Below are 11,109 nucleotides of genomic sequence, written 5' to 3' on the forward strand. Positions count from 1 at the left end.
GCAGACCCAAGCATGGGCGAATCTTCCGTCGCGACCTTTCCCTGGACGCCAGACAAACCCATCGTCCAGTTGCTCGACGTGCGCAAATCATTCGGCGCGGTAGAGGTGCTGAAAGGCATCAGCCTGGACGTGATGAAGGGCGAGGTGGCGTGCATCATCGGGCCGTCCGGCTCCGGCAAGTCCACGCTCATACGCTGCATCAACGCGCTGGTTGCCCTGGATGGCGGCACATTGCGGGTGGGCGGCCTGGAAGTGACCGATCCCAAGCTCGACAAGCTGGCCTTGCGGCGCAAGGTGGGCATGGTCTTCCAGCAGTACAACCTGTTCCCTCACAAGACCGCGCTGCAGAATGTGATGATGGCGCCGGTGCAGGTGCTGGGCGAGCCGAAGCACGAGGTCGAGGCGCGGGCCAGGGCCCTTCTGGAGAAAGTGCGTTTGTCCGGCAAGGAAAACAGCTATCCGGGACAACTATCGGGTGGCCAGCAGCAGCGCGTGGCCATTGCCAGGTCATTGGCCATGCGGCCGGAGATCATGCTTTTCGATGAAGTGACCGCGGCGCTGGATCCTGAAATGGTGAAGGAAGTGCTGGTGACCATACGCGAACTGGCGGAAGAGGGCATGACCTGCCTGTTGGTGACGCACGAAATGGCGTTCGCGCGCGAAGTCGCCGACTATGTCCACTTCATGGATGGGGGCGTCGTGGTCGAGCATGCCACGCCCGCGGCATTCTTCACGGCGCCGCTCGATGAGCGAACCCGGCGCTTTCTGGCGCAGGTGTTGTAGCGTGGTGCACGCTGATGCAGGCCGCAAGGCGCGGATCGAGCTTTTCCAGGCGCGGGAGCAGTTCGGACGCCAGTAGCTCCCGGCATAAGTGCAGGGTGTCAGCGACGAAGCCTTCGTGTTGGTCAGCGCGCGCCAGCAGGTACAAGGTGCGCGATGCCTGCAGTTCGTCCACATACGAGAAGCTGACGCCGCGGCAAAGATGCTCCGCCTGCAGCACGCACAAGGGCGTGGTCAGCGCCCAGCCCAGGCCCTCGGACACCATGGCGGTGAGCGTGTCGGCGGTTTCGAATTCCAGCAGGCTGGGCGACTTGATCTGGTGCCGCCTGACGACTTCGTCGATCTGCTGGCCGATATGCGACTCGGCGTTGAAGCGGATCAGCGGCAAGCCCGCCGTCAGCTGGCGTAACGCGGCGACGGTGGCCTGGCCTTGATGAAATGGCGTGGGAACGATCGCGACGAATGATTCGGTGAACAAGGGATAGCTGGCGATGGCGGGGTTTTCGCCAAGGAATTCCGACGAGATGACCAGGTCTAGTTCGCGCGCCAGCAGCTGCTGGTCCAGCGCCGGCGTCAGGCCCGTGCGCACGGCCAGGCGGGTGGTCCTGGCGGCCAGCGCCCGGGCCAGGCGCGCGCCGCACGTTGCCGCGAAGGAATCGACCACGCCCAGGCGGATGCTGGGGTTTACGCCCTTGGCCCTTTCGGCGACGGCGTTGGCAAGGTCCAGTACGCCGTCGAGCAAGGCGACGCCCCGATCCGCCAGCACCTGGCCGGCGGGGGTCAGGGACAGAGGCCGTTCCGTGCGGTTGACCAGGATCGCGCCGAGCTGGTTTTCCAGACTTCGTATGGTCTGCGAGACGGCCGACTGGCTGATTTGCAGCCGCGTCGCGGCGGTCGACATATTGCGTTCCTGCGCGGCGATCAAGAAGACGCGCAATGCGTGCATGTCGATGAGCGGTAGCGGTTTCATGTATCGTGTGCGGGCGTCGGTGCCATGAGTTTTACCCGATAGTGATGGCGCTCGGGGTCCCTTCCAGGGTAAATCCCGGGTTTGCCGGCCTGAGCGCAGGCGGTTCGGGCGGTGCTGGAGCAGGATAGTCGCGGCCTTCCCGTGGCGGTAACGCTCGTTTGTCGTCCCACCTGGACGCTGGAACCCCATACACATGAATTCGGATGATCTGGCCGTTTTCGCGCTCGTCGCCGAGACGGGCAGTTTCTCCAGCGCCGCGCTGGCCGGCGGCGTGGACGCGTCCAGTGTCAGCCGGCGCATCACGCAGCTGGAAAAGACGCTGGGCGTGCGGCTGTTCCATCGCCACGGACGGGGTGTGTCGGTCACCGCGCAAGGCGCGGCACTGCTGACCTATGCGGAGCAGGTGCGCGATACGCTGGCCGCGGCGCAGACGGCCATCTCGACCCATGCGGGGCTGGGGCCGGCGCGTATCAATATCGCGGCGCAGCCGACCATCGCGCGCACGGTCTTTGGCGACCTGTTTCACGTGCTGCGCAAGCGGTTTCCGCACAGCCGGCTGCATTTCACCGAAGGCCTGGCCAACACGCTGCTGGCGAACCTGCAGGCGGGTGTTGCCGATGTCGCCATCCTGTACCGGCCCGAGCATCCCGGCAGCATGCTTTACGAGCCCCTGCTGCACGAAAGGCTGTATCTGGTGACGCCGGTGAACTATCCCATGACGCAGGAGCGCGTGGACCAGCGCGGGCTGGAAGGCGTGCCGTTGATCCTGCCCAGTACCCACCATGGCTTGCGCATGTTCGTCGAAGCCATGGCCGCGCGGCGTGGCCACAAGGTGGAACTGGCCCTGGAGAGCGACAGCTCCACGGCCATTACCGCCACGTTGGTGCACAAGGGGTGTGGGTGTACGGTGCTGCCGTTGGCGTCCGTGGCGGACGATATCGCCTTGGGGAAGTTGCGGGGCTTTCCCTTGCCTGGGGAGGACGCGGAGCGTTGTATCTGCCTGGTGCTGGGGCGGACGGAGCAGGAGCCTTCGACGCTTTGGTCCTTTAGTAGCGCGATAAGGGAAGTGGTGACCGGGTTGGTGGCCAGTGGGGAGTGGCCAGGCGCTCGCTTGGCGGTGGATTGACCACCGGCCTGCGTCCGCGCAGTTTTCAGAGAGATTTTTTAATGATGGGGGGCCCCCCATCGGCCCCCCTTTTGGCTATCGCCCCTGCTCGTGATGCCCAGGGCCGATGTCCATGAAGGGGGGCCACTGGCCCCCCTTCATTAACTACTGCTCTTTGCACGCGATGGCGGCCAGTTTCGGCGAGGATCCTCCCTTACACCTTTTCCAAACGCGCCGCAGGCGTGATCTGTAGCGGGTCGGTGACCAGTTCCAGCAGGGCCGGGCGGCCCGACGCGCGGGCGCGTTCGAACGCGGCGGGGAACTCGCTTTCGTGTTCGATGCGCTCGGCATAGGCACCGAAGGACTGCGCGAAGACCTGGAAGTCGGGGTTCATCAACGCGGTGCCGGAAACGCGCCCCGGGTACTCACGCTCCTGATGCATGCGGATGGTGCCCAGCATGCCGTTGTTGACCACCACCACGATGACCGCGGCGCCGAACTGCGCCGCCGTGGCCAGTTCCTGCGGGTACATCATGAAGCAGCCGTCACCGGCGAAACACACCACGGTGCTGTCGGGCCGCGCCAGCTTGGCGGCGATGGCGGCCGGCAGTCCGTAGCCCATCGCGCCGTTGGTCGGCGCCAGTTCCGTGCCCAGTTTCTTGTAGCGGAAGAAGCGATGCACCCATACCGTGTAGTTGCCCGCGCCGTTGGTGATGATGGCGTCGTCAGGCAGGGTGTTCGACAGATGCGCGACCACGGACGACAGTTCGACGCCGCGCTGCTCCGCGCCGCGCTTGACCGGGGCATTGTGGGCTTCATAGGCCGTGCGGGCGGCGCGGGTCCAGGCGTCCCACGGGCGTCCGCCGGCAGCCGTTTCCGGCAGCGTGGCGAAGGACGCCACCGCGTTGGCGACCGACGCGTTGACCGGCAGGTCGGCGCGGTACACGCGGCCGATCTCTTCGGGATCCGCATGCACGTGCACCAGCTGCTGGGTCGGTTGCGGGCTGCGCACCAGTTCATAGGCGCCCGACGTGACCTCGGACAGGCGGCTGCCCAGGACGATCAGCAGGTCGGCGTCGGCCAGGGTCTTGGACAGCGCGGGCGACGCGCCCAGGCCCAACTGGCCGACATAGAGGCTGTCGCGGTTATCCAGCACGTCCTGGCGGCGGAAGGACGCGGCCACCGGCAGGTTGTGCGCCGTGGCGAAACGGCGCAAGTCGGCTTGTGCCTGCGCGGTCCAGCCCGTGCCACCGACGATCACCAGCGGGCGCTGCGCCTTGGCCAACAGCGCGGCCAGCTCCTGGGCGGCCTGCGGCTCCGGCGCGGCTTCGGCAACGCGTACCGCCGGGATATCGGCGATCTCAGCCAGGCCGAACAGCACGTCCTCGGGCAGTGCGACCACGACCGGCCCCTTGCGGCCGGACATGGCCACGGCGAAGGCCCGGCTGACGATTTCGGGGATACGTTCGATGTGTTCGATTTCGGTGGCCCACTTGGCCAGGCCGCCGAACATCTGGCGGTAATCGACCTCCTGGAAGCCCTCGCGCTCCTTGGTGTTGGAAGCCACCTGGCCGACGAACAGGATCATCGGGGTCGAATCCTGGCGCGCCGTATGCACGCCGTTGGCGGCATGGGTGGCGCCGGGACCGCGCGTGACGAAAGCGATGCCGGGGCGGCCGGTCACCTTGCCGTAGCCATCCGCCATATTGGACGCCGCGCCTTCGTGGCGCGTGACGATGGTGCGGATGCTGGCGTGGTCCGCCAGGGCATCGAGTACGGGCAGATAGCTTTCGCCGGGCACGCAGTAGACCGTGTCGACCTGATTGCGGCGCAGGGCCTCGACGAGGATCTGGCCGCCGTTACGCGCGGCCTGGTTTTCGTTAGCAGTCATAGGGGGCTCTCAACATCGTGATTCTGAAAACGCATGCCGCGCTCAGGCGCCGCAGTATGTCAGAGGACCCTCGCGGCCAGATAGGGCGCCGGCGCAGACCTGCTTTTCGCTAAACGCAATGCAGGGCTTAAGTTTGGCCCTCGGGGTGCCGTTAAGCGTCACCCGGCGGAGCGTGGCGAGGCGCCAACGGTGCTGCAAAAAGAAAGGTTATGCTTTCGGCTTCTAGTCAGCTAACCGCGAATTAAGCCCGTAAAATGCAGCCCAAGCTGCCGGGTAGATAACGGCACAACGCTTTTACGTCTGCGATGTAAGTGGATCTCCTCACTCTTTATCTTCTAGCCATCGGAACCCTGTTAGCCAGCGCCGGCATGACGGTCTGGGAGGGCAAAACCAATCCCAAGCGCGGCAAGGAACTACGGATCCTGGCGGCGGGTTATGTCACGCTCGCGCTGGGCTGCGTGGCGGTGATGTTCCGCAAGGAACTGCCGGGCATCGGCGGCGCGCTGGTCTCCAATCTGCTGTTCCTCAGCGGCTATCTGCTCATCCTTAATGGCGTCGCCGCCCTCAGCGGGCGCCGGTACCGGGCTTTTTCGCTGGGGCTGCTGGCCATCATGGCCCTGATCTGGGTGGGGGGCGGCCCCCGCTGGCAGGACGTGGTGTGGGCCTATGTCAGCGCCTTCCCCATTGCCGTCGCCAGCGGCCTGACGATGCGCGAGATGCTCCGCTGTGAAGGCATGGAGCGCTTGCATGCGCGCCAGATCGTCGTGCTGGTGACGGGCATCCATACGGTGCTGTATCTGTTCAGGGCCATCATCCTGCCCTGGCTGGTGCTTGCCTACGGGCCGCTGGTCCAGCCCATCGCGGGCAAGATCACGCTCTATGAAGGTGTGCTGTACTCGGTGCTCCTGCCGATGACGCTGCTCAAGCTCATCCGCGAGGAAAGCCACGGCCATCTGTTGCGCGAGTCGCTCACCGACTATCTGACGCGCCTGGGCAACCGGCGCTGGTTCTTTGAAGAAGGCATGCGGGTCATCGGCCGGCGCGACGGGCGCGGGCCCGTGGCCGTGCTGGCCTTCGACCTGGACCAGTTCAAGGGCATCAACGATCTGTACGGCCACAAGACCGGCGACCAGGTCTTGAAGTCTTTTGCCGAAATCGCCCAGAGCGTGCTGGGCCACAAGATCGTGCTGGCGCGCATCGGCGGCGAGGAATTCGCCGCCTTGCTGGTGGGCCATGACGCCCTGCGCGCCGAATCCCTGGGCGAAACCGTTCGCCGGTATTTCGCCGAGACCATCTCCACCGGCGCCGCCGGCATGGGTTTGCGGGCCACGGTAAGCGTTGGCGTGGCCCGCTATGAAAACAAGGTGCCCGACCTGATCGACATCCTGGCCGCCGCCGACCAGGCCTTGTACTGCGCCAAGTCCCTGGGCGGCAACCGCCTGGAAGCGGCCTATTCAGGCACGGCCGTGGGCAAACCCGAAACCGTGGCCTGAAGCGGCCCCGGTCTTAGCTCAGCCCCAGCATGTCGGCCAGGCTGAGTTCGGTCTGGTCCTCGATCAGCTGGATATGGGATTCGAGATCGCGCAGGTGCGCGTCCATCTCGGCCACGGCTTCCTTGACCTTGCCCTGCTCCAGATAGTCCACCACGCGCGCGTGCTCGTCATGCTCGCAGGCGGCATTGCCGGGTGGCTGGAAAATCGCCACCACCAGCGCGCAGCGCGAGATGATTTCCGTCAGGTAGCGCGCCAGCAGCGGGTTGCCCGACAGCTCGCCCAGGGTCAGGTGAAACGTGCTGGCCAGGCGCGCCCATTCGGTTTGCGGGGCGCTGTGCATGGCCTGGTGTTCCTGGCGCAACTGCCGCCGCAGCATGGCGAAGTCGGCCTTGGTGGCGGACCTGGCCACCAGCGGCAGGATGGCGGCTTCAAGAACGCGCCTGGCCTCGAACAGTTTGTCGACTTCCTCGCGGGTGGGCATGGCCACGATGGCGCCGCGATTGGGGCGCAGCTCCACCACGTGATCATGGGCCAGCCTTTGCAGGGCTTTCTGCACGACCGTGCGGCCGACGCTGAACAGTTCGCACAGCGCCGCCTCGGGCAGCTTGGTGCCCGGAGTCAGCCGCTGGCTCATGACGCCGCTCACCACCGATTGGTAGATGCGCGTTTCGGCGTCTTCGGTGCTTTCTTCCGTGACCAGCGCCGCGGGCCGTACCTTGGGGCGGCCACGGACCGGCGCGGCCGTGGCGGAAGTCGGGTGTACTGCTTTTTTCATGCGTCAGTGCCCAGGGCGTGTAGCCGTTTGCCGATGGAAATGGCCAGCCGTATCAATTGCAGATCGCTGCCGGCGGGCCCCAGCAAGGATACGCCAGCCGGCAGTCCGTCGCCACCGATGAAGGGAATGTTCACCTGCGGCAAGCCCGCCAGGCCTGCGATCGACGTGATGCGGAAGGTCTGGGCGCGGATGCCGTCCACGGCGGCCGGGTCGGCCGTGCGCGCGATCGCCGCGCTGGAAGCCGACGGCAGCACGGCCACACGATCCTCGCCCAGCAGGGCGCGTACTTCCGCCCGCAAGCGGGCCTGCACGGCGGCAGCCTCGGCCACCTCGGCGTCGCTGACCTTGGCCGCCGCCTGCCAGCGTCCGGCGATGGCGGGGCCGAAGTCCGGCTGTGTCCGCGTGATCCAGTCCTGATGCGTGCGCCACGCATCGTGGGCCGACACGGTGATATAGGTACGGCGCCACGTCTCCAGGTCGGTGGTGGACGTCGGCGCCTGCGTCAAGGCCAGACCATCGGCCCGCAATGCTTCGCCCACGGACGCGATCAACGGCGCGAAGGCCGCATCGGCTTCGGCGCCGGCGTCGGTCAGCACGATGGCTTCGCGCCAGGCGATGTCATGGGCCGAATCCAGCAACACGGCGCCGACCCGTTCGAACACGTCGGCGCGCGCGGCGAGCCAGGTCATGGTGTCGAACATGGGCGACAGTGGCACCACGTGTTCAGCGCTCAACAGGCCATGCGTGGTGCGCAAGCCCCACAAGCCGCAATAGCTGGCGGGCACCCGCGTGGAGCCGCCAGTGTCCGTGCCCAGCGCGAAGTCGACCAGGCCTGCCGCCACCGCGGCGGCCGATCCGCTCGATGAGCCGCCCGGCACCCGGTCGGGCGCGCGCGTGTTGCGCGGCGTGCCGTAGTGCGCGTTCTCGCCCTGGATGCTGTAGGCCAGCTCGTCGGTGATCACCTTGCCGTGCAGCGTTGCGCCGGCCCGCATCAGGCTGGCCACCAGGGGATTGGTGTGGCTGGCGGGCGCGTGTGTGCGCAGCCAGTCAGGATTGCCCGCGCCCGTGGGGTGTCCCGCCACGTCGTAGAGATCCTTGGCGGCGAAGCCCAGTCCGTCGAGCGGGCCGGTGCCGGTGGGGGGCAGGCTGAAGTGTCCGTTCGGCACCCAGGCGCTGACGGTATCGTCGAAAGGCAGTGTCATCGCTTCAAGTTTCCATTCTGTGCCGCGGCGTGTTCGCAGATCGCGCCCGGCGTCGTGAACCAGACATCGCCGCTGTCGCGATGCGCGGCGATGTGCGCCAGGGCCCGGCGCAAGTGGCGCAGCCGATAGGGCTGGCCCACCAGATAGGGATGCAGGGCAATGCCCATGACCAGCGGCTGCCGTTGCGACTGTTCGAGCATCTCGTCGAAGTTGTCGATGATCAGCTGGGCGAAATCCTTGCCGTCCATATGGCGCGCCACGATCATGGGGATGTCGTTGACTTCCTGCGGATAGGGCACGGCCCACAAGGGCGTGCCGTCGCGCGTGCGCATCACGGTGGGCTGGTCGTCATGGGCCCAGTTGAGCGTGTAGCGATAGCCCGTCTCCGCCAGCAGGTCGGGTGTCAGCCGCGACTCGGCGATCCAGGGCGACAGCCAGCCGGCCGGGCGCTTGCCGCTGATGCGCTCCAGGGTGTCGGCGCAATGGACCAGCAGCGCGCGTTCTTTGGCTTCGTCGTAGCCGCCCTGGTGGACGGCATTGCTGTGGCCGTGCGCGATCAGTTCGTCGCCGCGCGCCACGCAGGCTTCGACCAGCTCGGGGCAATGGTCCAGCAAGGCGGTGTTGATGACCGCGCCGGTCGGCAGGCGCAAGCTGTCGAACAGCTCCAGGCAGCGCCAGGCGCCGACGCGATTGCCGTACTCGCGCCAGGTGTGATTGAGCACATCCGGTTCGCCCAGATGCACGCCCAGCCGGGCGCCCAGTCCCTCGCCGAAGGCGAAATGCTCGATGTTGTAGCCCAGGTATACGGCCAGCCTGGCGCCGTTGGGCCACACATAGTCAGGACGCTGGTGGATGGGTGAATAGTCGAAGCGGCCATGCGTGGCCAGCGGACTGAAGTCCGGTGTTGCGATGTCGCGCATTTCCAGGCTTCTCATTGTGCGTCCGCGCCCGTCGCCGGATCGGTGGGCAGCGGCGGCACCATGCCGGCCTGTATCAGCAACCACTCGGCGCTGTCGTTCCAGACATCCATCTGGGTGATGAGCCCGTGTTGCACCACGTAGCGGTCGACGTAGCGATTGCCTTCGAAGGGCGTGCCGTCCAGCCACTCGCCGTACAGGGTGCCGCGGTTGTAGACCACGGCATGCGCCGGCGTGGCGCCTGCCACGACCTCGGTGGCCTCGAAGCGCTTCTTCACCCAGGCATAGCGCGACTTGTTGAAGGCGGCGCATTCCGCCGGATCACGCATGGCGCGCCCGCCGGTGAAGCGGATGCGCAAGTCGGGCGCGACATAGCGCCGCGCGCCGTCGGGGTCCGGCTTCATCAATATGGTCAGGTAGGTGTCGACGATGGCGCCAGGATCGTCGGTACCGCTGCCTGTGTCCTGGATTGGTGCTTCATGCATCGTTTTCTCCCATTTTCTGCGCCACCTTGGTGCGCGCGTTGCGCCGCTTCGATCTGGCCGGGCAGGCCGTCTCCATCGTCCGGCCTCCCGTCGCACTGATTTTCTGCTGCATAAGTTCGATAAATTGCCGGCAATAAATATCTATCATTGACGACAAAAACATAGAGAGAGCAAAGCAAAGTCCGTGCCAGATTTGCGGCAAAGAAAACAAACTTGGCATGGGTTTTGCTTTGGGTTTCAAGGCAAACACCGATGCAAACATCCCTTTCATTCGCACGACGACACCCTCGGGAGAACTCCATGTCGCGTCTTTCTCGCCGCACCTTCGCCTGCTCCATCCTCGCCGTGGCCTGCGCCAGCCTGGGCGTCACCGCGCAGGCCGCCGAACCCATCAAGATCGGCCTCATCACTGCCTTGTCGGGGCAATCGGCCTTGGCCGGCGAAGCGATCACGCGCGGCATGCAGGTGGCCATCGACGAGATCAACGCCAAGGGCGGACTGCTGGGCGGCCGCAAGCTGGAACTGGTCCGCCGCGACGACGAAGCCAATCCCGCCAAGGGCGTGACGGCGGCGCGCGAACTGATCTACAAGGAAAAGGCCGCCGTGGTCTTCGGTGGCCTGGACACGCCGGTTTCCATGGCCATCGTGCCTCTGATGAATCAGGCCAAAGTGCCTTTCATGGGCCCGTGGGCCGCGGGCACGCCGATCACCAAGAACGGCGCGAATCCAAACTTCGTGTTCCGCGTGTCGGCGATGGACGAACAGGTCGACGCCGGCATGGTCGACTACGCCCAGAAGACCTTCAAGAGCGCCAAGTTCGGCCTGATCATGGTCAACAATCCCTGGGGTGAATCGAATCAGAAGGGCATCGTCGCCGCGCTGACCGCCAAGGGTCTGCAGCCGGTGGGCAGCGAGAAGTTCGACGACACCGCGGTCGACGTGGTGCCGCAACTCAGCCGCCTGAAGGCCGCCGGCGCCGATACGCTGCTGCTGGTCGGCAACGTGGGTCCCTCGGCCCAGGTGGTGAAGTCGCTCGACCGCATGTCCTGGAAAGTGCCGGTCGTGTCGCACTGGGGTCCCGCGGGTGGCCGCTTCACGGAACTGGCCGGCCCCAACGCCAAGGAAGTCCACTTCGTGCAGACCTACAGCTTCTTCGGCAAGCAGTCGCCGGTGGGCGAGAAGGTCATCGCCGCGATGAAGGCCAAGTATCCCGATGTGAAGGGCCCGGAGAACATCACGCCGGCCGTGGGCGTGGCCAACGCTTATGACGCCATGCAGCTGACGGCGCTGGCCATCGCCAAGGCCGGCTCCACTGACGGCGACGCCATCCGCCAGGGCTACGAGCAGATCGACAGCTACGACGGCCTGATCAAGTCGTACAAGCATCCCTACTCGCCCACGCAGCATGACGCGCTGGGCGCGCAGGACTACATCTGGGCGCAGTTCATCGACAACCGCATCCTGCCCGTCGGCATGACCAAGTAAGAGAAA

11 protein-coding genes are annotated in these 11,109 nt (G+C 65.9%); 4 read left to right on the top strand and 7 right to left on the bottom strand.

Annotated features, from left to right (window positions below):
• Window positions 1-12 precede the first annotated feature (12 nt).
• Complete coding sequence (locus ASB57_RS24030) at window positions 13-783, top strand: amino acid ABC transporter ATP-binding protein (protein ID WP_057654466.1); 771 nt, start codon at window positions 13-15, stop codon at window positions 781-783.
• On the opposite strand, the gene ASB57_RS31180 is transcribed toward ASB57_RS24030, so the two are convergent.
• On the bottom strand, window positions 731-1,750 hold the full coding sequence (locus tag ASB57_RS31180; RefSeq protein ID WP_057654467.1) for a LysR family transcriptional regulator: 1,020 nt from the start codon (window positions 1,748-1,750) through the stop codon (window positions 731-733). The genes ASB57_RS24030 and ASB57_RS31180 overlap by 53 nt on opposite strands.
• Window positions 1,751-1,943: 193 nt before the next feature.
• Between ASB57_RS31180 and ASB57_RS24040 the strand changes: the two genes are divergently transcribed.
• The gene (locus tag ASB57_RS24040) at window positions 1,944-2,876 is read left to right on the top strand and encodes a LysR family transcriptional regulator (protein WP_057654468.1); all 933 of its coding nucleotides are present in this window, start codon (window positions 1,944-1,946) and stop codon (window positions 2,874-2,876) included.
• A 193-nt stretch (window positions 2,877-3,069) separates the two neighbouring features.
• Here the strand turns inward: ASB57_RS24040 and ASB57_RS24045 are convergent, their stop codons facing one another.
• Entirely contained in the window at window positions 3,070-4,746 is a 1,677-nt protein-coding gene (locus ASB57_RS24045; protein WP_057654469.1) for a thiamine pyrophosphate-binding protein, read from the bottom strand.
• Window positions 4,747-5,114: 368 nt separating this feature from the next.
• Between ASB57_RS24045 and ASB57_RS24050 the strand changes: the two genes are divergently transcribed.
• Window positions 5,115-6,239, top strand: coding sequence for a diguanylate cyclase domain-containing protein (locus ASB57_RS24050; RefSeq protein ID WP_369822880.1), 1,125 nt, complete (start codon window positions 5,115-5,117; stop codon window positions 6,237-6,239).
• A gap of 13 nt (window positions 6,240-6,252) precedes the next feature.
• On the opposite strand, the gene ASB57_RS24055 is transcribed toward ASB57_RS24050, so the two are convergent.
• Genes ASB57_RS24055 through ASB57_RS24075 form a run of 5 tightly spaced genes read right to left on the bottom strand, consistent with a single transcriptional unit; the run spans window position 6,253 to window position 9,859 of the window.
• Entirely contained in the window at window positions 6,253-7,014 is a 762-nt protein-coding gene (locus ASB57_RS24055) for a GntR family transcriptional regulator (RefSeq protein ID WP_057654470.1), read from the bottom strand.
• Window positions 7,011-8,216 carry an amidase gene (locus ASB57_RS24060; protein WP_057654471.1) on the bottom strand — a complete coding sequence of 402 codons (1,206 nt, stop codon included), beginning with the start codon at window positions 8,214-8,216 and terminating at the stop codon, window positions 7,011-7,013. The genes ASB57_RS24055 and ASB57_RS24060 overlap by 4 nt, the downstream gene beginning before the upstream one ends.
• A complete protein-coding gene (locus ASB57_RS24065) occupies window positions 8,213-9,136 on the bottom strand; it encodes a polysaccharide deacetylase family protein (protein ID WP_057654472.1) in 924 nt (307 codons plus the stop codon). Before ASB57_RS24065 ends, ASB57_RS24060 begins: the two co-directional genes overlap by 4 nt.
• An 11-nt stretch (window positions 9,137-9,147) precedes the next feature.
• Entirely contained in the window at window positions 9,148-9,618 is a 471-nt protein-coding gene (locus tag ASB57_RS24070) for a nuclear transport factor 2 family protein (RefSeq protein ID WP_057654473.1), read from the bottom strand.
• Complete coding sequence (locus ASB57_RS24075; protein WP_156414253.1) at window positions 9,611-9,859, bottom strand: hypothetical protein; 249 nt, start codon at window positions 9,857-9,859, stop codon at window positions 9,611-9,613. The genes ASB57_RS24070 and ASB57_RS24075 overlap by 8 nt, the downstream gene beginning before the upstream one ends.
• A 59-nt stretch (window positions 9,860-9,918) precedes the next feature.
• On the opposite strand from ASB57_RS24075, the gene ASB57_RS24080 reads away from it, so the two are divergent.
• On the top strand, window positions 9,919-11,103 hold the full coding sequence (locus ASB57_RS24080) for an ABC transporter substrate-binding protein (protein ID WP_057654475.1): 1,185 nt from the start codon (window positions 9,919-9,921) through the stop codon (window positions 11,101-11,103).
• Window positions 11,104-11,109: the final 6 nt, after the last annotated feature.

It is taken from the genome of Bordetella sp. N, assembly GCF_001433395.1.
Lineage (GTDB): Bacteria > Pseudomonadota > Gammaproteobacteria > Burkholderiales > Burkholderiaceae_B > Bordetella_C.